Source organism: Paraburkholderia terrae, assembly GCF_002902925.1.
GTDB classification, from domain to species: Bacteria; Pseudomonadota; Gammaproteobacteria; order Burkholderiales; family Burkholderiaceae; genus Paraburkholderia; species Paraburkholderia terrae.
Genome location: NZ_CP026111.1, coordinates 738,939 through 762,347, shown reverse-complemented (window position 1 = coordinate 762,347; position 23,409 = coordinate 738,939). Strand labels below are relative to the sequence as shown.

Annotated in this window: 19 protein-coding genes and 1 tRNA gene; 6 read left to right on the top strand and 14 right to left on the bottom strand. The window is 62.0% G+C overall.

Annotated elements, in window-relative coordinates:
* Positions 1-39: 39 nt before the first annotated feature.
* From C2L65_RS03410 to C2L65_RS03390, 5 genes are all read right to left on the bottom strand, one after another.
* On the bottom strand, positions 40-1,329 hold the full coding sequence (locus C2L65_RS03410; protein WP_103254541.1) for an efflux RND transporter periplasmic adaptor subunit: 1,290 nt from the start codon (positions 1,327-1,329) through the stop codon (positions 40-42).
* Between the two features lie 49 nt (positions 1,330-1,378).
* Positions 1,379-1,858, bottom strand: coding sequence for a glycine zipper family protein (locus C2L65_RS03405; protein ID WP_042310542.1), 480 nt, complete (start codon positions 1,856-1,858; stop codon positions 1,379-1,381).
* A gap of 237 nt (positions 1,859-2,095) precedes the next feature.
* Entirely contained in the window at positions 2,096-2,482 is a 387-nt protein-coding gene (locus C2L65_RS03400; RefSeq protein ID WP_042310541.1) for a response regulator transcription factor, read from the bottom strand.
* Positions 2,483-2,544: 62 nt separating this feature from the next.
* The gene (locus tag C2L65_RS03395) at positions 2,545-3,288 is read right to left on the bottom strand and encodes a response regulator transcription factor (RefSeq protein WP_042310540.1); all 744 of its coding nucleotides are present in this window, start codon (positions 3,286-3,288) and stop codon (positions 2,545-2,547) included.
* The gene (locus C2L65_RS03390) at positions 3,285-4,616 is read right to left on the bottom strand and encodes a sensor histidine kinase (RefSeq protein WP_042310539.1); all 1,332 of its coding nucleotides are present in this window, start codon (positions 4,614-4,616) and stop codon (positions 3,285-3,287) included. Before C2L65_RS03390 ends, C2L65_RS03395 begins: the two co-directional genes overlap by 4 nt.
* Before the next feature lie 322 nt (positions 4,617-4,938).
* Between C2L65_RS03390 and C2L65_RS45360 the strand changes: the two genes are divergently transcribed.
* Positions 4,939-5,118 carry a hypothetical protein gene (locus C2L65_RS45360; RefSeq protein ID WP_156132338.1) on the top strand — a complete coding sequence of 60 codons (180 nt, stop codon included), beginning with the start codon at positions 4,939-4,941 and terminating at the stop codon, positions 5,116-5,118.
* Positions 5,119-5,172: 54 nt separating this feature from the next.
* Here C2L65_RS45360 and C2L65_RS03385 read toward each other — a convergent pair whose 3' ends face one another.
* From C2L65_RS03385 to C2L65_RS03370, 4 genes are all read right to left on the bottom strand, one after another.
* On the bottom strand, positions 5,173-5,403 hold the full coding sequence (locus C2L65_RS03385) for a hypothetical protein (RefSeq protein ID WP_042310557.1): 231 nt from the start codon (positions 5,401-5,403) through the stop codon (positions 5,173-5,175).
* 308 nt (positions 5,404-5,711) lie between these two features.
* Positions 5,712-5,802: transfer RNA gene (locus C2L65_RS03380), tRNA-Ser, on the bottom strand.
* A gap of 159 nt (positions 5,803-5,961) precedes the next feature.
* Positions 5,962-7,260 (bottom strand): serine--tRNA ligase, encoded by a 1,299-nt coding sequence (gene serS, locus C2L65_RS03375; RefSeq protein ID WP_042310538.1) that lies wholly within the window; start codon positions 7,258-7,260, stop codon positions 5,962-5,964.
* A gap of 93 nt (positions 7,261-7,353) precedes the next feature.
* Positions 7,354-8,664, bottom strand: coding sequence for a replication-associated recombination protein A (locus C2L65_RS03370; protein WP_007580613.1), 1,311 nt, complete (start codon positions 8,662-8,664; stop codon positions 7,354-7,356).
* Positions 8,665-8,963: 299 nt separating this feature from the next.
* Here C2L65_RS03370 and cytX point away from each other — a divergent pair, with 299 nt between their 5' ends.
* Positions 8,964-10,280 carry a putative hydroxymethylpyrimidine transporter CytX gene (gene cytX, locus C2L65_RS03365; RefSeq protein WP_042310537.1) on the top strand — a complete coding sequence of 439 codons (1,317 nt, stop codon included), beginning with the start codon at positions 8,964-8,966 and terminating at the stop codon, positions 10,278-10,280.
* Between the two features lie 13 nt (positions 10,281-10,293).
* On the opposite strand, the gene C2L65_RS03360 is transcribed toward cytX, so the two are convergent.
* Positions 10,294-13,521 (bottom strand): tetratricopeptide repeat protein, encoded by a 3,228-nt coding sequence (locus C2L65_RS03360; protein ID WP_081921147.1) that lies wholly within the window; start codon positions 13,519-13,521, stop codon positions 10,294-10,296.
* A gap of 298 nt (positions 13,522-13,819) precedes the next feature.
* Positions 13,820-14,812: an agmatinase gene (gene speB, locus C2L65_RS03355; RefSeq protein WP_035986037.1), complete on the bottom strand. Its 993-nt coding sequence runs from the start codon at positions 14,810-14,812 to the stop codon at positions 13,820-13,822.
* A gap of 162 nt (positions 14,813-14,974) precedes the next feature.
* Between speB and C2L65_RS03350 the strand changes: the two genes are divergently transcribed.
* Positions 14,975-15,889 (top strand): LysR family transcriptional regulator, encoded by a 915-nt coding sequence (locus tag C2L65_RS03350; protein ID WP_042310536.1) that lies wholly within the window; start codon positions 14,975-14,977, stop codon positions 15,887-15,889.
* 9 nt (positions 15,890-15,898) lie between these two features.
* On the opposite strand, the gene lolA is transcribed toward C2L65_RS03350, so the two are convergent.
* The gene (gene lolA, locus C2L65_RS03345) at positions 15,899-16,594 is read right to left on the bottom strand and encodes an outer membrane lipoprotein chaperone LolA (RefSeq protein ID WP_007743716.1); all 696 of its coding nucleotides are present in this window, start codon (positions 16,592-16,594) and stop codon (positions 15,899-15,901) included.
* A 109-nt stretch (positions 16,595-16,703) separates the two neighbouring features.
* Positions 16,704-19,019 (bottom strand): DNA translocase FtsK, encoded by a 2,316-nt coding sequence (locus tag C2L65_RS03340; protein ID WP_042310535.1) that lies wholly within the window; start codon positions 19,017-19,019, stop codon positions 16,704-16,706.
* 465 nt (positions 19,020-19,484) lie between these two features.
* Between C2L65_RS03340 and trxB the strand changes: the two genes are divergently transcribed.
* From trxB to C2L65_RS03325, 3 genes are all read left to right on the top strand, one after another.
* Positions 19,485-20,486 (top strand): thioredoxin-disulfide reductase, encoded by a 1,002-nt coding sequence (trxB, locus tag C2L65_RS03335; RefSeq protein ID WP_042310533.1) that lies wholly within the window; start codon positions 19,485-19,487, stop codon positions 20,484-20,486.
* Positions 20,487-20,707: 221 nt separating this feature from the next.
* Entirely contained in the window at positions 20,708-21,523 is an 816-nt protein-coding gene (locus C2L65_RS03330; RefSeq protein WP_042310532.1) for a Smr/MutS family protein, read from the top strand.
* A 15-nt stretch (positions 21,524-21,538) separates the two neighbouring features.
* Positions 21,539-22,159 (top strand): trimeric intracellular cation channel family protein, encoded by a 621-nt coding sequence (locus tag C2L65_RS03325; protein WP_042310530.1) that lies wholly within the window; start codon positions 21,539-21,541, stop codon positions 22,157-22,159.
* 89 nt (positions 22,160-22,248) lie between these two features.
* On the opposite strand, the gene C2L65_RS03320 is transcribed toward C2L65_RS03325, so the two are convergent.
* Positions 22,249-23,364, bottom strand: coding sequence for an ABC transporter ATP-binding protein (locus C2L65_RS03320; RefSeq protein WP_042310528.1), 1,116 nt, complete (start codon positions 23,362-23,364; stop codon positions 22,249-22,251).
* Positions 23,365-23,409: the final 45 nt, after the last annotated feature.

The following is a 23,409-nucleotide window of genomic DNA, read 5'->3' as shown; positions in this document are numbered from 1 at the left end:
GGTGCGCCGGATGGCGTCGGTCGTCATCGGGTCATCGGGTCATGGGCTCACGCTGGCCGTGCGCGTCTGCGCCAGCGTGGCGGCCGGTGCGGACGCTGCGGCGGCGCTCGCCGCAGGCGGCGCAGAGGCGGGCGTGGCAGGCGTGCCCGGCGCACCAGGCGCCGCACTCACCACCTTGATGTGCGCATCCGACGACACGCGGATCGCGCCATCGACCACCACGCGCTCGCCCGCCTTCAGCCCGTCGTTGACGAACCAGTCGTCGCCGTGCCAGTCGCCGACTTCGATCACGCGCTGATGCGGCTTCGAGTCCTGGTCGAGCACCCACACGAAGTGGCTCTTCGCGCCCTGCAGCACCGCGCGCTGCGGCACCAGCACCGCGTTGGGCCGCACCGCGCCCGAGACCTTCGCGCGCACGAACTGGCCGGGTTTGAGCGTGCCCTTCGGATTGGCGAAGGTGGCGCGCACGAGGAAGGTGCCCGTCTCCTGGCTGAACGCGGGGTTCGTGAAGTCGATGCGGCCCTGCTGCGGATAGACCGAGCCGTCGGCCTCGATGACCGTCACGTCGAACTGGTTGTTCGGCGGAAAGCGCAGCAGGCCCTTGGCGACCTGGTCGCGGTAGCGCAGCAGTTCGTTCTCGGAGATGCTGAAGTTCACCCACATCGGGTCGAGCTGGTAGACGTAGGTGAGCAGCCCCGACTGGTTCGGCGTCACATAGCTGCCGTCCTGCACGCGCGCGAAGCTCGATAGCCCCAGGAGCGGCGAGCGGATCGTGCAGTAGCTCAGGTTCAGCTCGGCCGTGCGCACCTCACCCTGCGCGGCGATCACGGCGGCTTCGGCCTGTTTCTCGTTGCCGGTGGCGTCGTCGAGGTCCTTCTTGCTCAACGCGTTCTGCGCGGCCAGCGGAATCACGCGGGCGAGGTTCTGTTTCGTCACCAGTAACCGCGCCTGCTGCTGCGCGAGCGCACCTTTGGCGGACTGCAGCGCGGCCTCGAAGGGCTTCTTGTCCATCACGAACAGCACCTGGCCTTCCTTGACGAGCGCGCCTTCCGTGTACATGCGCCGCTCCAGAAAGCCGTCGACGCGCGCACGGATTTCCACCTCGCGCGAACTCTGCGTCTGCGCGGTGAACTCGAAATCGACGGGCGTTTCCTGCTGCCGAACCGTGACGACGGTGACTTCGACGGTCGGGCGTGGGGGTTCGGTGGGGGCTTTCTTGCAGGCGGTGATGCACAGCACAGACGCGAGCACCGCCGCCAGCGGCCAGCGTGACGCAAGTGCCGCAGCGCGGCCCCTATGCAGCACGGCAGCCGGACCCGTCCCGGACATGCCCACGTACGATCGACGATTCATCGCGCGGCTCCCTTCGATCGACATGTCATTGCACCGTATAGCCGCGTCCCGTCATGCAGGCGGCGACCGCGCGGTTCCAGGTAGCCATCTGCTCCGATGCCTGCTGTTGCGTGGCCTGCTGTTGTTCCTGAGCAGCGGCAGCCTGACGGCGTTGCCGCGCGCCGCCCGCCATCGTGCCCGCGATTGCGCCCGCCGCCGCGCCTTTGCCTGCGTCGCCCGCAATCGCGCCGATCGCCGCGCCGCCTGCCGCACCGCGTGCTGCGCCGCCCAGGCGCTGCCCTGACGGTCCAGGCGGCGGCGGCTGATTGGCGGCGTTCTGCGCGAGCGCGGCGGGATTCACGCCCGTGTTCTGCGTCGCCCAACTGTGGCATTGCGCCGTGTCGTTGGACTGTTTCTGTTGGCTCTGCCCCTTGGCGGGATAGAAGATAGGTTGTTGTGCCGCGGCTACATCTGCCAGTAGCAACGTCGTAGCGAAAATCAGCGTCTTTCCAAAAGCTCGTTTCATGATGAATCTTCCCAAGCGATACGGTTGCGTCCGTCGCGCTTATTGCGCGCATCGCGCGGCGGACAAATCCAGATGCGCGTCACCCGGCCCGGCGAGTCCGATGCGTCCAGTGTGGAATCGGGCCAGGTCGAAAACAATTGGACCTTGGTCCAATAGGCAGTTCGGGGCAATGATCTTGCGCAAGCGCATGTGCTCGCTCCTGTGCCAGACTGTTTTGCTGGGTAAATGGACGCTGCGTCATAGCGGCGCAGCGATGCCGAGCACGGCACACACTGTCCTGATGAAGAGCACGTCGTTGAAGGGCTTGCGCAGATAGGCCTTCGCGCCCGCCGCGAGCGCGGCTTCGCGCACACCGGCGTCGTCGTGGGCGGTGATGAAAATGACGGGCACGGCGCTGCCGGCCAGCCGGCGCTGCACCTCGATCCCGTTGGCGCCGGGCATCTGCACGTCGAGGATCACGCAGTCGGGATGATACGAAGGCGTGGCCGACAGCACGTCGAGAAACTCGTCGCCACTCGTGTACGTATCGGCCGCAATCCCGACGGAGCGCAACAGACGCCTGATCGCCCTGCTCACCGACGCATCGTCGTCGACCACCACGACGAATGGTTTGTCTGTGCCCATTCTGATTAGCCTATTGAGCCGCGACGTCCACGCAAACGGTGCGAGGGCGTCTCAGCAATAGACTATGAGACTGTGGGCGTCGGTGGTATTGGACCTTGGTCCCGTATCCGGCCGGAGGCTGGCTTGCGCGCATCGACGGAGGCATCCGTGTGCGGCGGCTCGGGTAAATGGTTCGCGGGGTTGGTGTGGCTGGCGGGGTTGGCGACGGCCACCTTGTCGGCGATGCGCACCAACTCCGCGAGCGAACCGACTTCCATCTTCTGCATCACGCGCGCGCGATGCGCCTTGACGGTTTTCTCGACCGTGCCGAGTTCGCAGGCCACCTGCTTGTTCAGGCGGCCCAGCACGACGAGATTCATCACTTCGCGCTCGCGCACCGTCAGGCGTCCGACACGGCTGCGCAATTCTTCCAGTTCGAGGATCGACTTCGATACCTCGATGGAACGCGCCAGCGCCAGGTCGATCGCGCGCAACAGGTCGTCTTCGCGAACGGGCTTGGTGAGGAAATCGGTCGCGCCGGCCTTGATCGCGCCGACCGTCATCGCGATGTCGCCGTGGCCCGTCAGAAAGACGATGGGCAGACGCGCATCAAGCTCGCGCTGCAACTCGAGTCCGCTCAGATCGGGCAATTGCACGTCGAGCACGACGCAAGCCGGCGTGCGCTCGCCACGCGCATGCTCGAGGAATTCGCGCGCCGAACCGTACGCCTCGACCTCATGACCTGCCAACCGGACGAGCCGCGTGAGCGCGCGGCGCACGGAAGGGTCGTCGTCGACGACGTAGACGAGCGCGGCCGGTTCGTTCATGACGCCGCCTGCGCAACGCCAGCGTTACTCGCATCGCGCGATGCGGGCAGCGCAACATAGAACGTCATGCCCTGGTCGAAATTGTTCTCGGCCCACAGGCGGCCGCCGTGGATCTGCACGATCGAGCGGCTGATCGACAGCCCGAGGCCCAGGCCTTGTGGCTTCGACGTGACGAACGGCTTGAAGATGCATTCGAGCTTGTCCGCGGTCTGTCCATGTCCGCGGTCGCGCACGGCGATGCGCACGCCCCCTTCGCTGTCGGGTCGCGCAAAGAGCGCCACCGCGCGATCGGACGCGCTGCACTCGCTGACGGCATCGAATGCGTTGAGCAGCAGGTTGAGTAGCACCTGCTGCAGTTGCACCTTGTCGCCGCGCACGGGCGGCAAGCCATCGTCGATCACGTGCGACACGTGGATGCCCCGCGCGACGGCGTCGCCATGCACGAGCAGCGCGACGTCGCGCAGCAATCCGCCGACATCGAGACTCGTCAGTTGCTGCTGCTCTTCCTTTTTCACGAAGGCGCGCATCCGGCGGATCACTTCGCTCGCGCGGCCGCTGTCGTCGACGATGTCCTTCAGGATGTCGCGCACTTCGGCAAGGTCGATCGGCGTCTGATCCATGAAGCGCTGCGCAGCCTGGCCGTTGCTGAGAATCGCCGTCAGAGGCTGGTTCAGTTCGTGCGCGAGCGATGCGGCGAGTTCGCCCATCGTCGATATGCGCGTCAGATGCGCCAGCTCGCGGCGGTTGCGTTCGAGTTCGACACGCTCCGTCATGTCGGTGATGAACGCGACGGTCGCGATGCGCCCTTCATAACGGATTGCGCTCGTGGCGATTTCGGCGGGAAACTCGCTGCCGTCGCTGCGGCGGGCGCGCAGACTGCGCGTGCGCGTTCCGACCGGCCGGCCTGGCTGGACGGTGCCCGCGCGGTGCTCGTGCGAAAGCGCCGGCGCAACGAGGCCGACACATGCGCCTGCCAGCACGCCCCGCCGATAGTCGAAGAGACGTTCGGCCTGCGCGTTGGCGAGGACGATCACGCCATGTTCGTCGAACACGACGGACGCCACAGGCAGGCATTCGATGACATCGGCGAGCTCGTTCATCGCGCCCCGCCGTCGGTGCGCGAACGCGAAAAAGGCGCTTGCCCCTTGCAGGGTTTTACTGCGCGCAATTGGATTCATCACGCGATTGAGCATCATCGATACAGACACGCCGTTGCGCATATGCACGGATGCCCCTGCGCGTTCCGGCGCGATGCGACGCGGATGCAGCGACCACCAGACAACGATTGCAGCCACCGCGACTGTCAAAGCAGAAATAGCGACGTGCATGGCTTACCGTTCCTCAAGACGTTCGCACTCGAACTGCCGTGACCACGTGCGCGCGCCTTCGTTGTTGTTAGCAACGCAACCGGGCGACGGCGCGGGAATCGGGCGCGCGACGCCTCTGCCTTTACGCATGAAACCGTGACAACGTCTTGTCGTGATGTAACTCGTCGACCAACGGGTTTAATAATCTGCTGCAGACAAAGGACAATAAACCTGTTGTTGATAAACCGCTCGAATCTTCATATGGACTACGAATATTTAATATCATTTTAAGTCAATGATCGCGGTCGACTTTTTACGCATCCGCACCAATAGGAGGAAAAAAATGCAACTTCATCCTATGCAGAAAGTAAGGCTTAGTAAAGGTACACGGCGGTACTTAACGAAAAACTACATGCGGTCGTCAGTTTTCGCATTGCCCTCGCAGGGGGCAGTGTTTATTGAAGCAAGCGTTTTAATGGCAGGGTTTGATGCACAACCCGAAATGATCGAAGGTTTATTTTGAATATCTCGGGCTGTCAGGAGATCCCCTTAGGGATCTCAATTGGCGGTTGAAGGCTTATGCGAAGTCGGACGGGCCTTGCGTTGGAACGCCCGGCGGCGGATCGTCGTCGCCTATCGGCTCGGCCGGATCCTTATCGTCTGTCTTTGGCTTTTCGGGCAATGGCTGATCGAGGCCTGGCTCGACGGGCGTGGGGATCGCATCGCCAATCGGCTTGTTGAGCTCGTTCGGCGGAATTTCGGCCGGATCTCTCGGCTCGGTGTTCTCTTCTCCCTTGGGGTTCGTCATCGTGGACTCCATCCTGTTGACAGATGGTCCCTACCGCGCAACAACCATACCAATGGAACTGTGGGCAAGCGTTCGAAGAATAGTCGGACGCCCGCAACGCCTAAGTGACACTCGATGTGCGGAAGAACATGCGCTAAAGCGCCGTGTGCGGAGACGAAGCAGAACAGGCGGAAAGACGCGTGTGTAACGCGAATGCGTTGTAAATTGCGGCGCCCCACTTCGCGTATTGGCGACGTCAGCGATACCGGCTCCTTAAAAAAGCCGCACAAACGAAAACAGGCCCCGAAGGGCCTGTTTCGCTTTGCATCTGGCGGAAAGGGTGGGATTCGAACCCACGGTACAGCATAACTGTACACCGGATTTCGAGTCCGGCGCATTCGACCACTCTGCCACCTTTCCAGATTCTTTGACTTACCAACAAAGTGGTCTTGTCGCGTCACACTAAGCGGGTCGCTGCTTGCGTGAGACGAAGATTATAGAACACCTGTTTTTGAATTCCAAGCCCTTTTTCGCAGAAACTTGAAGAGGACTTGGATCGATCTGAAGCGACCACTTCGCTCAGGACGCCGCCTTCACTTCGAGGCGTTCGATGCCGCCCAGATATGGACGCAACGCCGCCGGCACCGTCACGGAGCCATCCGCGTTCTGAAAGTTCTCCAGCACTGCGACGAGCGTCCGGCCGACCGCCAAACCCGAACCGTTGAGCGTATGCACGAGCTCGGGCTTGTTCTGCGCGTTGCGGAAGCGGGCCTGCATCCGGCGCGCCTGGAACGCTTCCGTGTTCGAGCAGCTCGAGATCTCGCGATAGGTGTTCTGCGCCGGCAGCCACACTTCGAGGTCATAGGTCTTCGTCGCCGAAAAGCCCATGTCGCCCGTACACAGCGTGATCACGCGATACGGCAGTTCGAGCTTCTGCAGGATCGTCTCCGCGTGGGTGACCATCTGCTCGAGCGCGTCATATGACGTGTCCGGCGCAACAACCTGCACCATCTCGACCTTGTCGAACTGATGCTGACGGATCATGCCGCGTGTGTCGCGGCCGTACGAACCCGCTTCCGAGCGGAAGCACGGCGAATGCGCGGTGAGCTTGATGGGCAGTTCGTTTGCATCGACGATGCTTTCGCGCACCGTGTTCGTCAGCGAGATTTCCGACGTGGAGATCAGATACTGTGTGACCGTGTTTTCGCCGCCGCCCTTCTCGACGCGGAACATGTCGTCGGCGAACTTGGGCAACTGGCCCGTGCCGAACAGAATTTCGGGATTGACGATGTACGGCGTGTAGATTTCCGTATAACCGTGCTGCTGCGTGTGCGTGTCGATCATGAACTGCGCAAGCGCGCGATGCAGACGCGCGATCTGTCCGCGCAACATCGTGAAGCGCGCGCCCGAGAGCTTCGCACCCGTTTCGAAATCGAGACCGAGCGGCGTACCGACGTCGACGTGATCCTTCACCTCGAAGTCGAACTGGCGCGGCGTGCCCCAGCGGCGCACTTCCACATTGCCCGCTTCGTCGTTGCCGACGGGAACGCTTTCGTGCGGCAGGTTCGGCACGCCGAGCAGCAGGTCGGACAGACGCTTCTGGATGTCTTCGAGCTGCACCGCCGACGCCTTCATCTCGTCGCCGAGTCCGCCCACTTCGGCCATCACCGCCGACGTGTCCTCGCCCCGCCCTTTCATCCCGCCGATCTGCTTCGACAGACTGTTGCGCTTTGCCTGCAGCTCTTCGGTACGGGTCTGGATGGCGCGGCGTTCGGCTTCGAGCGCGGAGAAAGCCGCGACGTCGAGGGTGTAGCCGCGATCGGCGAGGCGTTTCGCGACGCCGTCGATGTCTTTGCGCAGCAGCTGGATGTCAAGCATGGGAAGGGGCGACAGTTCGTTGTGTGAATGGGCGATTTTAGCGCACCGGCACGGCTGGCCGGCGGCATTGTCGGGTCAGGTGCAACGTGCGGCTCAGCTTTTCTTGCGGTTCTCGCTGCGCCATTGCGCATCGAGGTCGGCAAGACGCGACAGCTTCTCGCCGATCTTGCCTTCGAGCCCGCGCGGCGTCGGCTGATACCAGTTCGGGTCGCGCATGCCGTCGGGCAGATAGGTTTCGCCTGCGGCATAGGCGTCGGGTTCGTCGTGCGCGTAGCGGTACTCGTGGCCGTAGCCGAGTTCCTTCATCAGTTTCGTCGGCGCGTTGCGCAGATGGACGGGCACGGCGCGCGACTGGTCCTTGCCGACGAAGCTGCGCGCCTGGTTGTACGCGTTGTAGCCCGCGTTCGACTTTGGCGCGACAGCAAGATAGATCACCGCCTGCGCGAGCGCCAGCTCGCCTTCGGGGGTGCCGAGGCGTTCGTAGGTTTCGGCGGCGTCGAGCGCGATGCGCGCGGCGCGTGGATCGGCCAGGCCGATGTCTTCCCATGCCATCCGCACCAGGCGCCGCGACAGGTAGCGCGCGTCGGCGCCGCCGTCGAGCATCCGGCAGAACCAGTACAGCGCGCCGTCCGGATTGCTGCCGCGCACCGACTTGTGCAACGCGCTGATCTGGTCGTAGAACGCGTCGCCGCCTTTATCGAAGCGGCGCAGGTTTTCGGACAGCGCGCTGGCGAGCAGTTCGCCGTCGATATCCGTTTTCTTCTGCTGCACCGCCGCGCGCGCGACGATCTCTATATTGTTGAGCAGCTTGCGGCCGTCGCCGTCGGCGGAACCGATCAAGGCGTCGCGCGCTTCGTCGGTGAAGGTGTAGCCGCCCAGTTCCTTCTGCGCGCGGTCCAGCAGTTCGCGCTGCTCGTCGGCATCGAGGCTCTTGAGCACGTAGACGGCCGCCCGCGACAGCAACGCGCTGTTCACCTCGAACGATGGATTTTCCGTCGTCGCGCCGACAAACACGAACAGCCCCGACTCGACGTGCGGCAAGAACGCGTCTTGCTGGCTCTTGTTGAAGCGATGCACTTCGTCGACGAACACGAGCGTCTGATGACCATTCGCGCGATGGATCTGCGCCGTTTCAACGGCTTCGCGGATATCCTTCACGCCCGACAGCACCGCCGACAGCGCGATGAACTGTGCGTCGAACGCGTCGGCCATCAGCCGCGCGAGCGTGGTCTTGCCGACGCCCGGCGGGCCCCAGAGGATCATCGAGTGTGCTTCGCCGGACTCGAACGCGACGCGCAGCGGCTTGTTCGGGCCGAGCAGATGCTTTTGCCCGATGACATCGTCGATGGTGCGGGGCCGCAGGCGCTCGGCGAGCGGAACATTGGCGCGGGTTTCTTCGAACATGGCGTTTTGGGGATAATCTCGGCTTTTCGGGTATAAACCGTCACGATGCACAGAATGCAGCACCGGCCGCGCGACGGCTTGGCCCTGAACGGCATGCAACCGCGCGAAACCGTCATCCGGCGGGCTGCGGCGCATGCAGAGTTGTGCATTATGACAGCCGCCGCGCGGCCAGGCCCGCGGCAAACGTTATAGGCTGTTTCTGATGAGCGGTCCGCAAGACGCGTATCGCACAAGCCGGACAAGAAGGCCGAACGCACGGCCGACACGACAACGACAGACAGACAGACAGGAAAATTTCGATGGTTCAGGATCCAATCGCCGGCGAGGCCGGTTCGACCTACGCGCCGCTCAAGCCGGTACCGGACTCGCGCCGCGCGTTCAAGACGGGCGACGCATTCGCGCTGTGGTTTTCGCTCGGCATCGGGCTGCTGGTGGCGCAGGCGGGCGCGCTGCTGGTGCCGGGCCTGTCGCTGCCGCATGCGTTGCTGGCGATCCTGATCGGCAGCGTAATCGGCGTCGTGCTGCTCGCGCTCGCGGGCGTGATCGGCACGGACACGGGGCTTGCAGCGATGTCGTCGCTGCGCCCGACGCTCGGCGTGCGCGGCGCGTCGATTCCCGCCGTGCTGAACATGATCCAGCTGGTCGGCTGGGGCTCGTTCGAAGTGATCGTGATGCGCGATTCCGCCGATGCGCTGTCGAAGCAGGCGTTCGGCTTTTCGGCGCCGCTCATCTGGACGGTGATTTTCGGCGTGCTGGCCACATTGCTCGCGATCAGCGGCCCGCTTTCGTTCGTGCGGCGCTTTCTGCGCTCGTGGGGCATCTGGCTGCTGCTCGCGGGCGCCGCGTGGCTTACCTACGCCGTTCTTGCACAGCACGATCTCGGCGCGCTGATACGCCGTCCGGGCAACGGCGAGATGTCGTTCGGCGGCGCAGTGGATCTGGTTGTCGCCATGCCGCTGTCGTGGCTGCCGCTGATCGCGGACTACACGCGCTTCGGCCGCAAGCCGGGCGAGACGTTCCGCGGCACGATTCTCGGCTACGGCATTGCGAATATCTGGTTTTACGCGCTCGGCGCGGTGTACGGGCTTGCGGCAGGCGGTGGCGACGCGCTGCTGACGACGGCGCTCGCGCAAGCGGGTGGCGGCCTCGCGCTGCTGCTGGTGCTGATCGATGAAATCGACAACGCGTTTGCCGACGTGCATTCGGCGGCTGTCTCGACGGGTACGTTCTGGACGCGCGCGAGCGTGCCGCTGTTGTCCGCCGCATTTGGCGCGCTGTGTACGCTGATCGCGCTGATCGTGCCGATGGCGAAGTACCAGAACTTCCTGCTGCTGATCGGTTCGGTGTTCGCGCCGCTGTTCGGCGTGGTGCTGGTCGATCACTTCATCGTGCGCAAGCGTCGCATCGAAGCCGCCGCCCTTGCCGATACGCAAGGCCGCTACGGCTTCTCGGGCGGCTGGCACGTGAGCGCGTTTATCGCGTGGGCGGTCGGCATCGCCGCGTATCAGGCGATCAACCAGTGGCTGCCGAATCTCGGCGCGACGCTGCCCGCGCTGGTCATCGGCGCCGTCTGTTATCTCGCGCTGGTGTCGACGCGCAAGCAGGCTTACGCGTAAGCGCTCTGCTGTTTCAGGCCGGCGTGCGCTCGCACGCCGGCCATTGCTCGAGTGCGACCCTCACGCGCTCTATCACCTCTTCCCAATCGCCTGGCTGAGTCTGATGGAACAGACGCGTAGACGGATACCACGGCGTATCGTCGCGATCGTGCAGCCAGCGCCAGCAACCGTCGTAGCGCGACAGAATCCACGTCGGCTTGTTCAGTGCGCCCGCCAGATGCGCGATTGACGTATCGACGGTAATCACGAGATCCAGTTGCTCGATGATCGCCGCCGTGTCGGCGAAATCCTGCACGTCGTGCATCGGATCGAACGGGCGCAGTTCGGGCGGAAGCGTGTTTATTTGCGGCTGCGTCGTCTTGCCTTTTTGCAGGCTGACAAATACGATGCCCGGCACGCGCAACAACGGCTGATAGGCGCGGGCATCGAGCGAACGGCGACCGTCGACTTCGTTCGCGGAAGGCTGGTTCGGACGCGGATCGCCGGCCCATGCGAGGCCGACTTTCGGACCTTCAGGCAGCCGCCCTTTCCAGCGCGGCTGACAATCCGGCGGCACGCTCAGATAAGGCACCGACGACGGAATGCTATCGAGCGTCGTGCCCATCCGATGCGGCAGGCTCATCGTCAGACACCAGTAATCATGCGGCGGCGTGACGTGCGGATCGTTCGGAATGCATGCATCCACGCCGGGCATCCGCTCGATCAGACGCCGCATCCCCGGCTGGCACGCGACGGTCACTTGCGCGGCGCCGAGGCGCTTGAGCATCGGGAAATATCGGCAAAACTGGAGCGTGTCGCCATAACCCTGCTCGGGCCACACGACAATGGATTTCCCTTCGAGCGCTTCGCCTTGCCATTGCGCGAACGGTAGCGCCGGGCGCCTGACGGAGTCCGCTTTCCATGCGTCGTCGTATCGGCATTCGAAAAGCTGCCAGCCCTCGATGAATTGCCCCGTCGCGAGCAGCAGATGCGCGAGGTTGAGTCTTGCTTCGAGCATGTCGGGCTTGACCTGAAGCGCGCGGCGATAGAGAAGTTCGGACTCGCGACACCGCTTTTGCGTCTGAAACACAATGCCGAGGTTGAAACACGCATTCGGGAAATCAGGCTTTATCGCGAGCGAACGCCGGTAACACGTCTCGGCTTCCGGCATGCGTCCCTGAGCCTGCAGCATCGCGCCGAGATTGTTGTGCGTCTCGGCGTGGTCCGGATAGAGATCAAGGCCGCGTCGATATGCAACTTCCGCCTCGTCCGCGCGACCCAGCGACTCCAGCAAACGGGCGAGATTGATATGCGCGCCCGCATGCTCAGGGTCCGTCGCGATGGCTTTTCTATGCGCTTGTTCCGCTTCGCCGGGACGGCCAAGCTGGCGCAGCACGACGCCGAGATTGTTGTACGCATCGGAATGCGTCGGATCGATCTGAACCGTGCGATGCAGATAAGCCTCAGCATCGGATGCACGGCCGAGTTCAAGCGAGCATCCGGCGGCCAGGTTCGTCATGCGCGCGTCGGCCCGATATGTTTCGATCGACGGCTTCAGCAGCGTTAGGCTCTCTTCGAAGCGTTTGTTTTCATAGCAGTCGACGGCTGCCAGAAAACGTTCGTCGGGCGTCATCGTGCTTGCGGCTGCAGACTGCTTCGCAAAATGTCCGAGTTGCTCGGTGACGCGTTCGATCACATCGTCCCATTGACCAGGACGTGTCTGACGAAACAGCCGCGCGTTCGGATACCAGGGCGTGTCGTCACGGTCATGCAGCCAGCGCCAGCAACCGTCGTAGCGCGACAAAATCCACGTCGGCTTGTTCAGCGCGCCTGCCAGATGCGCGATCGATGTATCGACGGTAATAACGAGGTCCAGTTGCTCGATCAGCGCCGCCGTGTCGGCGAAGTCTTGCACGTCGTGCATCGGATCGAACGGACGCAGTTCCGGCGGCAACGTGTCGATTTGCGGCTGCGTCGTCTTGCCCTTTTGCAGGCTGAGGAACGTGATGCCCGGCACGCGCAGCAATGGCAGATAGGCGCGGGCATCGAGAGAACGGTGACGGTCGACGGCGTTGGTCGCCGGTTGATCGGGGCGTGGATCGCCAGCCCACACGAGCCCTACCTTGACTCCGCCGTCGGGCAAACGACCTTTCCATTTCGCCGCACGCGCCGGCAGCACCCGCAGGTAAGGCGTTGCGCCCGGAATCGTCGCGAGCGTCGTGCCCAGACGATGCGGCAGGCTCATCGTCAGACACACAAGATCGTGCGACGGAATGTCATGTTCGTCGTCCAGCGGAATGCAGGCGTCCACGCCTTCGATCGTCTCGAACAGACTCTGCAACACGGGCGAACACGCAATGCTCAGCTTCGCAAGCCCGCGCGCTTTGAGCATCGGCAGATAGCGGCAGAACTGGAGGCTGTCACCGTGCCCTTGCTCGGGCCACACTAGCAACGACTTGCCCGCGAGTGGCTCACCTTGCCAGATCGGACAATCGACGGGTGGCGGAGCGACCTTGCGCTGCTGCCACGCGGGATCGTAGCGGGTTTCGAACAGCGCCCATCCTTCTTCCAGGCGTCCCACGTTGAGCAGCAGATGCGCGAGGTTGATTTTCACCTCGAAGTAATCAGGCTGAAGCGCGAGCGCCTGACGGTATGAGGCTTCTGCTTCGACGAAACGATGCTGCATCTTGAGCACGACGCCGAGGTTGAAGTGCGCGTTGACGTCGGTCGGATTGGTGGCGAGCGCGCTGTTGTACGCAGCCTCCGCTTCGGGAAGACGCATCTGATTCTGGTACAGCACACCAAGATTCACGTGGGTATTGCCGTCGCCAGGCTGAAGTTCGAGTGCATGCCGATAGGCGGTTTCTGACTCGCGCAGGCGACCGAGTTCTGCATAGAGCCGCCCGAGGTTCACATAAGCGCCCGCGTGCTTCGGCGAGATGGTCAGCGCGTTGCGATAGCACGTCTCGGCTTCGTCCAGACGGCCCAGTTCCTTGAGCGCGACGCCGAGGTTGTTATACGCATCGCAGTAATCCGGCTTGATGGCGATCGCGCGACGCCAATAGGTCTGTGCATCATGCAGACGATCCAGCGACAAGCAGCACGCAGCGGCCAGATTGAGAACTTGCGCGTCAGCCGGTTGCGCTCTCAACAGCGGTTCGAGCAACGCCAACGCTTCGTTGAAGTCGGCTTTACCGTACAGCGAGACTGCGGCTGAAAAGCGATCGACTGTGGCGTCGAGATTCTGAAAATCGCCGAACATGACTTGACCCTGCAAGAGACTGATTGGGATAAAGGACTCACGGGCGCGCGCTTTTACGATTTATCCAAAAATTCTGGTTGAAAACGCGCCGGAACCCCTTGCAGCCTACCGTTGCGGGCAGTCAGTCTCTAGCTCACTAGTCTTAAAATTACCGTCGCGACGCCCAATTGCGACGCGCGGCGATCACAAATGAAAACGCCCATAACAGACGTTATGGGCGTTGTCTTGGGCGATTCTGTGAACCGCCCCGCTGCTGTGCTGCATGCGGCGCCATGCAGGCGCCTGAAAGATGGATGGCTTACCGCGTCGCCGGCCGATACTCGACGCCCGGCAGCACACACAGCAGTTCAAACGCGAGATTCGCGCCGAGCAGCGCCGTCGTGCCGAACGGATCGTACGGCGGCGCGACTTCCACCAGATCGCAGCCGACGATATTCAGGCCGCGCGCGCCGCGAATGATTTCGAGCGCCTGCGGCACCGTCAGACCCGCGATCTCCGGCGTGCCCGTGCCCGGCGCGAAAGCGGGATCGATACCGTCGATATCGAACGTGATGTAGACGGGGCCGTCGCCCATCTGCTCGCGTACGCGTGACATCAGCGGCACCAGCGACTGATTCCAGCACGCCTCGGCCTGCACGACCTGGAAGCCCTGATCGCGGCACCAGTCGAAGTCCTCCGCCGCGTAGCCCGTGCCACGCAGACCGATCTGCACGACGCGGTCGCAATCCAGCAAGCCCTCTTCGACCGCGCGGCGGAACGGCGTACCGTGCGCGATCTTCTCGCCCATCATCGTGTCGTTGACGTCCGCGTGCGCGTCGACGTGAATCAGACCGACCTTGCCGTACTTGCGATGAATCGCGCGCAGGATCGGCAGCGCGATCGTGTGATCGCCGCCCAGCGTGATCGGCTTCGCGCCGTGTTGGAGGATTTCGTCGTAAGCGCGCTCAATCCGGCCGATCGAATCCAGCAGGTTATACGGATTGATCGCAACGTCTCCGATATCGGCCACGCGCAGCGAATCGAACGGCGCGGCGCGCGTCGCCATGTTGTACGGGCGCAGCAGCACCGATTCCGCGCGAATCTGGCGCGGACCGAAGCGCGCGCCCGTGCGGTTCGACGTCCCCAGATCGAACGGCACGCCGACGAAGCACACGTCGAGCCCTTCCGCCGATCCGACATTCGGCAGCCGCATCATGGTGGCGATCCCGCCGGAGCGCGGCATCGCGTTGCCCGACAACGGCTGTGGCCGCTCAGTGAGGTCCGGGGAAATGAAATTGGAGGAAGTATTCATCGTGGTTCGCCAATGAAAAGCACAACATCTTGATAAAGCGTTCAATCCAGCCGCCGCAAAGCGCGCGACGCCGGGGCATATCTTATTTTTGTGCAGTTCCGGCGAAGATAAAATGCCAACAGAAAAAACTTCACATCGATTCGCACCGATGTATCCTGCCGTATGTTCTCGCAACTCACCGATCTAGACCTTCGCCTGATCCGCGTGTTCCTCGCCATTGTGGACGCGGGCGGCGTTTCGCCCGCACAGGCTACCTTGAATGTAGGTCAATCCACGATCAGCACCCAACTATCGACACTCGAAACCCGCCTGGGTTATCGGCTGTGCGAGCGCGGTCGCAGCGGATTTAGCCTGACCGCGCGAGGCGAACAGTTTGTCGAAGCGGCGCGCGCGCTGCTTTCCGCCGTCGATGCGTTCGGCGCGCATGCGCGAAATGTCGGACGAAAGCTGGTCGGGACGCTCGGAATCGGGATGATCGGACACACGCCCGTGTCGGAAAGTGCGCGAATCAGCGATGCAATCGCCCGCTTTCGCGCCCGGGACGAATCTGTACGCTTCTCAATTCTCGTGCGCTCGCCGGGCGAACTCGAAGAATTGCTGCTGAGCGGACGGATTCAGATCGGCATCGGATATTTCTGGCATCGCGTGCCGTCGCTTGAGTACACGGAGATTTTTTCCGAAGAACAGCTAGCGTATTGCGCGAAGGGGCATCCGCTGTTCGATCAGGCAGGCAATGTCTCGCCCGCCGACGCGGCCCAGCATGAATGGGCGTGGCGCAGCTATCCGCTGCCCGAAGCCGAAGCGTCGACCACGCCGCACAACGTCACCGCCGTCGCCGACAATATGGAAGCCGTCGCGATGCTCGTGCTGTCGGGTCATCACCTCGGCTATCTGCCGGGGCACTTTGCCGCGCCGTATGTGAAGGAAGGATTGCTCGCTGCGCTGAACCCGCAGCAGATGGGCTACCGCGTCGCGTTTCACATGGTCACGCGCATGCGGCAGCATCGGACGGAAATCGTCGATGCGTTTATCGACGATATGAAGGCCGCGCATCCGTCGCCCGGCCTTCAGGCGTAAGCGAGGCGCTTAGCCGTTGATCACGTCGGCGCCCTTCGGCACCGTGAACTTGAAGGCGTCGGCGGGCAGCGGCGGGTTCTTCTGGATGTTCGAGAATTTCAGCAGCGTCACGTTGCCGAACACGTCGTGCAGTTCCATCGCTTCGAGGTTGCCGTCGCGAAAGCCGATGCCGACGCGCTGAAACTGCGTGTCCTTGCTCTTCGGAATCAGTTCGAGCCAGTCGATGCCCGCCTTCACGCCCGCGTCCTTCAGCGTGAAGTTCTTGTCGAGATCGTTGCTGCCGAACAGGATCGCCGCCGGACTTGCGCCGAGCGCGCCACCCAGCTTGCGCACCGTCACCTGGTTCAGGTCTTTGTCGTAGACGTAGAGCTTGTCGCCGTCGGCCTGCAGCAACTGCGCGTACGGCTTCTCATACGCCCAGATGAACTTGCCGGGACGCGCGAACGTGAACGTGCCACTCGAAACCTTGTTCTGCGACGCGTTTTGCGTCGACAGCACGCCGCTCGCCTGTTGCTGCGCGTTGCTCGGCGCGCGCACTTCCGTTTGCACGAATTCGCCGCGCGCCGCATGCACTTGCGACACGAACTGCTTAAGTTGATCCGTGCCGCCTGCGAACGCGTGCGACGCGACGAGCATCGATGCGCCGAAAGCCAGCGTGCGCATCAGACTGCCAAGACGGGTCTTAGACCCAACGATTTGCAGCATATTGTTTTCTCCCTTTATCGGATACGGACCGAAATGCGGAACCAAAACAGCGGCAACGCTCGACGCGTGCCGCTGTCCGTCATCAGTCGCATGAATGAAGCGTCGGAGATCAATCCGTCTCGCGCGCCGGCACCAGAATTTCGCGGTTGCCGTTCGACGACATCGCCGACACCAGCCCCGACTGCTCCATCTGTTCGAGCAGACGCGCGGCGCGGTTGTAGCCGATGCGCAGATGCCGCTGCACGAGCGAGATCGACGCGCGGCGGTTCTTGACGACGATTTCGACCGCCTGATCGTACAGGGGGTCGGACTCGCCGCCGCCCGCGCCAGTTCCCGACGCGTCGGCCGAGCCCTCGTCACCTTCGCCCGACACGCCGCCTTCGAGCAGCCCTTCGATATAGTTGGGCTCGCCCTGGTCCTTGAGCTTCTCGACGACTCGATGGACTTCATCGTCGGACACGAACGCGCCATGCACGCGAACGGGCAGGCCAGAGCCCGGCGGCAGATACAGCATGTCGCCCATGCCGAGCAGCGATTCCGCGCCCTGTTGATCGAGAATCGTGCGCGAGTCGATCTTCGACGACACCTGGAACGCCATCCGCGTCGGCACGTTGGCCTTGATGAGGCCGGTGATGACGTCGACGGACGGACGCTGCGTCGCGAGAATCAGATGGATACCCGCCGCGCGCGCTTTCTGTGCGATACGCGCGATCAGTTCTTCAACCTTCTTGCCGACAACCATCATCAGGTCGGCCAGTTCGTCGATCACAACGACGATATGCGGCAGACGTGACAGCGGTTCAGGTTCGTCCGGAGTCAGGCTGAACGGATTCGGAAGCTTCTCTTCGCGCTTGGCCGCTTCGTCGATCTTGTTGTTGAAGCCCGCGAGGTTACGCACGCCAAGCTTGCTCATCAGCTTGTAGCGGCGCTCCATTTCGGCGACGGTCCAGTTCAGTGCGTTGCCGGCCTGACGCATGTCCGTGACAACGGGACACAGCAGATGCGGAATGCCTTCGTAGACGCTCATTTCGAGCATCTTCGGATCGATCAGGATCATTCGCACCTGATCCGCGCTCGCCTTGTAGAGCAGCGAGAGAATCATCGCGTTGATACCGACCGACTTGCCCGAACCCGTCGTACCTGCGACCAGCAAGTGCGGCATCTTCGCGAGGTCCGCGCATACCGGTTTGCCGCCGATGTCCTTGCCGAGACCCATTGTCAGCGGCGAACCGGCGTCGGCGTACACCGCCGAGCCGAGAATCTCCGACAACCGCACCGTCTGACGACGCTGATTCGGCAGTTCGAGCGCCATGAAATTCTTGCCCGGAATCGTCTCGACGACGCGAATCGACGTCAGCGACAGCGAGCGCGCCAGGTCCTTCGCCAGATTCACGATCTGGCTGCCCTTCACGCCGATAGCCGGTTCGATTTCGTAACGCGTGACCACCGGACCAGGATAAGCCGCAACCACGCTCACATCGACGCCGAAATCCTTCAGCTTCTTCTCAATGAGACGCGAGGTGAATTCGAGCGTATCGGCGGAAATGGTTTCTTGCGATGCGGGCGCCGGGTCGAGCAGCGAAATGGCGGGCAGCGTGGAATCACCGGGCAGGCTGTCGAAGAGCGGCACCTGGCGTTCTTTCTCGACGCGCTCCGATTTCTCCGGCTTCGTCACAGGCGGCACGATCACGACGGGCTCGTGCTCCTCGCTCTTCACGCGACTCTGTACGACCTTGCCTTCACGTTTCACGGCCGCTGCTTCGCCGAGCTTGCGGTCGCGGCCCGCTTCACGGCGCAGCTTGGCCAGCGTGACGCCGTTGATGATCGAATCGCCGACCCTCTCGCACACCGACAGCCACGAGAAACGGAAGTACAGCGACAAGCCGATACCCAGCGCGATCAGCAGCGCCAGCGTGCCGCCCGTGAAGCCGAGCGCATGCGAGACGCCCTTCGCGACCGCCTCGCCGACCACGCCACCCGGCGCGCGCGGCAACTGCACTTTCAGCGACCACATGCGCAGCGCCTCGATGCCGTCGCAGGCGAGCAGCACGAGCACGAACGCGAACACGTCCGCGAGCCAGCTGTGGTCGCGCGGCGTGTCTTCGTCGGGTTCTTCGTGATGCGTGATGCGCTTGTAATTCGCCGAAATGCGGCGCGCGATCAGCACGATCCACCACCAGGCGGACAGGCCAAAAAGCAGAAGGAAAATGTCGGAGGTCCAGGCGCCGACACGGCCGGCCCAGTTCGAGATGTGATCGACCTGCGCCGCGTGCGTCCAGCTTGGGTCGCGGCGGCTGTAACTGATCAGCGCCATCACGAGGAAAACGCCGAGCGCCACCTGAAGAATCCAGCGGATTTCGGTGAAAAGGCGCGACATGCGATGAGGCAATGCCTGCGCGTTCGCGGAATAGGTAGCTTTTGCCATTGAGCCTGTTGCGTGTGCGGCCTGCAGCGGTTTCAGGTTCCGGTTCGGTTCCCGATGCCCTTCAATTCACCGTCGGAACCGATCCAGGCGCCGACGCGTTGACCCGAAGCCTGCCGGCAAGCCGCCTGTCGTTCGTCGGCGACTATTGTAAACGCACTGTTGCGTGCAAGGCTGTAAATGACAGTAACGTTGGCCGAACGGCCAGGAATGTCGTAATTCCCATACGTTTTGGGGCAAAACTCAGGGGTTTTCGGCCGGTTTTGGTGCTGATACGGGGCTACACGGTTGGCTCCGGCTATCGGTTTCATCGTAAAGCTTCATGAAGCAGCCGCCAGCCCTGCCCTTTATAATACGGCGCTGATACCCAACTAACGTGTCAAGCAGGTTTTCCGGCTCGACGCCAGTACCGCCGGTCATGGCAGCCGATGTTTCGCCGCCGACCGACGCTTTTTACGGATTTCGATCATGCCAGCTTCCCCGACCAAACACGCGAAGGTTCTGATTCTCGGTTCCGGCCCTGCCGGCTACACGGCGGCCGTCTATGCGGCGCGCGCCAACCTGTCGCCCGTGCTCGTCACGGGCCTTGCGCAAGGCGGCCAGCTGATGACCACGACGGACGTCGAAAACTGGCCCGCCGACGCCAACGGCGTGCAAGGTCCGGAACTGATGGCGCGTTTCCTCGAACACGCCGAGCGCTTCAACACCGAAATCATCTTCGACCACATCCACACGGCCAAGCTCGACGAGAAGCCGATCCGCCTGATCGGCGATTCCGGCGAGTACACGTGCGATTCGCTGATCATCGCGACGGGCGCGTCGGCGCAATATCTCGGCCTGCCGTCGGAAGAGCTGTACATGGGCCGCGGCGTGTCGGCATGCGCGACCTGCGACGGTTTCTTCTACAAGCAGCAGCACGTCGCCGTGGTGGGCGGCGGCAATACGGCCGTTGAAGAAGCGCTGTATCTGGCGGGCATCGCGAAGAAGGTCACGGTGATCCATCGCCGCGACAAGTTCCGCGCCGAGCCGATCCTGATCGACCGTCTGCTGGAGAAGGAAAAGGAAGGTGTCGTCGAGATCAAGTGGAACCACACGCTCGACGAAGTGAAGGGCAATGAAGGCGGCGTCAACGGCCTGCGCATCAAGGACGTGAAGACGGGCGCGACCACCGATATCGAACTGCAAGGTCTCTTCGTCGCGATCGGCCACAAGCCGAACACGGATATCTTCGAAGGCCAGTTGGAGATGAAGAACGGCTACATCATCACGAACGGCGGTTTGACGGGCAACGCGACGGGTACGAGCGTGCCGGGCGTGTTCGCGGCGGGCGACGTGCAGGATCACGTGTACCGTCAGGCGATCACGAGCGCGGGTACGGGCTGTATGGCGGCGCTGGATGCGCAGCGTTATCTGGAAAGCATCCATGAGTCGATCGGCGAGCGTGCGATGAGCGCTGAAGCCGAGCGTTGATCGTCGTTGACGCGCCTGGGTTTGCTGGGTTGTTTCAGTCGAACGGCGGACGCGGATCGGTAGAATAGCGGCAGACACCTGCTTGCCGCGGTTGTTGAGATTCTCGATGTTCGAAGGGCTGCGGCGGAATGCCGGCGGCCCTTTTTGTTTTCTGCTCTCATTGCCCAGCTTGCTTGCGGGTGTTGGTCTGTTGTCCGCTTCGACTTCATCGTCTGATCGCTATGCCTAAGAATCTGCCCCATCCGAGCGAACCGAAACGGCCGCGTACTGCGGCGGCATCTCCTGCTAATGCTGATTCGTCGGCATCGTCGGGGGCTGGTTCGGATTCGTCCTCGTCTTCGTCGAAAAAACCGTTGGTCGAGTCTGGTGCTGGGTTGGCCGGGCTTGGTGGACTACGCGATGCGCTGAAAGGCGCGTCTCAACGCGCTCAACGTCAGAAAGCTGTTGCGGCGCAAGCGTCGCGTGAGGCGGCTGCGGATGCCGATCTGTTTCGGCGTGAGATTGGTGAAGTCGCGCCGCTCGGCGCGAAACCGCGCGCGGCAGTCCCCCGCACGCCGCCCGAGCCGGTTCCCGTTCAGACGAAACTCGATGAAGAAGCCGTGCTGCATGAGGCGATCTCCGATGAGTTCGATCCTGAAGTTCTGCTCGATACCGATGAGTCGCTTTCTTACTGTCGACCGGGTGTGAGCCAGGAGATCGTTAAGAAACTTCGAAGCGGAGCCTGGATTGTGCAGGCGCAGCTCGATCTGCATGGGATGCGTCGCGAGGAAGCGCGTGAGGCGCTGTCTGAGTTCATTCGTGAGGCGAGTAAGAAAGGCTTACGGTGTCTGCGCGTGATTCATGGGAAAGGGCTGGGGTCGATTGGGAAAGAGCCCGTGCTCAAGGGCAAGGTTCGCGCGTGGCTCGTGCAGAAGGAAGAAGTGATCGCGTTTTCCCAGGCTCGTGCGCATGATGGTGGTGCGGGTGCTGTGCTTGTGTTGTTGCAGCCTGGGTCGGTTGGTCCCGGGTCTTCCTCTTCGTCGTCCGGCAAAGTCTGAGAAGGCTTTTCAACGATGCATCCTCGTCTCACTCTCGCGCTTTCAATCATGGAAGCGCTGGCTATTCTCGCCTACGCAATCTCAGGGTTCATCGAAGCTCGTACGAGACGGCTCGATGCTGTTGGGACTTTTCTTGTGGCAATGGCGACGGCTTTTGGTGGTGGGACGGTTAGAGATATTTTGCTCGATCGGCGACCGTTCTATTGGGTCGAGCATCAGTGGTATGCAATTCTGATCTTTGTTCTCTCGTTCTTTGCGCCGTTTGTGCTTAAGGCTTATACGCGGGTTTTTAACGAGCGGGCTTTGCTGGTGGCAGATGCGGTGGGGCTTGGGCTGTTTAGCATTTCTGGTACTTCGCTTGCGCTCGATGCGCAGATGCCGTGGTTCGTGGCTTCGATGATGGGTGTCGCCACCGGCGTGTTCGGCGGGATTATTCGGGATGTGATTTGTAATGAGGTGCCGCTCATCCTCCGCGATTCCAGGCCGTATGCGACTTGCGCACTCGTTGGGTGCTGGGTTTATCTGCTGCTGGATTACATCAACTTTGATACGGTCTACAGCGTGTTGATTGCTACGGGGTTCATTCTTGTGGCGCGATTGGTGACGTTCAAGTTGGATGTGAGACTGCCACACTGAACTTCCCCTAGTCGGCTGGAGAAATAAAAAAGGCCCCGGGAATCATCCACGGGACCTTTTCCTTGAGGCTAATTTACTAACGTCTGCCTTTAAGCAATCCGCTCTTCCGTCTTAGGATCAAACAGAACCGCCTTAGAAACATCAAACATCAGCGCCATGTTTTGATCAGGCAGCGGATTCGAGCTCGGGTGAACGCGGCTAACGATGCGCTTCCCATTAACCTGCGCAAACACCAAAGTATCCGGCCCGGTCGGCTCAATCACATCGACCTTAACGTCGATCGCTTGCAGCTTGGCGTCTTCAGCATTATGAGCATTACGTGCATCGGTGATCCGTTCAGGACGCAGCCCCAGAATCACTTCCTGCCCGATATGCGACTTCACCGCGCCATCGAAAGGCAGATTCAGCACCGACCGCTTCACACCCGTATCGAGTTCCAAGCCAACACCGGAACCTTGCTCAACAACCTTACCCTGAATGAAGTTCATCGGCGGCGCACCGATAAACCCAGCAACAAAGAGATTCGAAGGCGAATCATAAATCTCTTGCGGCGCCCCAAACTGCTGAACGACACCATCCTTCATGACGGCAATACGATCGCCGAGCGTCATAGCCTCGATCTGATCATGCGTCACATAAACGATAGTTGTACCAAGGCGTTGATGCAGCAGCTTGATTTCCGAGCGCATCTCAATCCGCAGCTTCGCATCGAGATTCGACAACGGTTCATCGAACAGGAACATCGCCGGGTCCCGTGCCAATGCACGCCCCATCGCCACCCGCTGACGCTGCCCACCAGACAACTGCCCCGGCTTCCGATCCAGCAAATGCTCAATCTGCAGCAGCTTTGAAACGCGAGCCACAATCTGATCCTGCTCGCTCTTCGCCACCTTGCGGATATTCAACCCGAAGGAAATATTCTCGCGCACCGTCATCGACGGATACAGCGCATACGACTGGAACACCATCGCGATATCGCGATCTTTCGGCGACAGGTTGTTCACCGTCTTGCCGCCGATCTGAATATCGCCCTTCGTCACGGTCTCGAGACCGGCGATCATGTTGAGCAGCGTCGACTTACCGCAGCCCGAGCCGCCGACGAGAATCAGGAACTGACCGTCTTCGATGTCGATATTGACACCCTTCAGGACAGGCACCCCGTTCGGGTAGGTCTTGTACACGTCACGGATGGAAAGGCTTGCCATGCTGTGAATCCTCTAGTCTCTGTACTGCGGATACGTCGCTAGCTG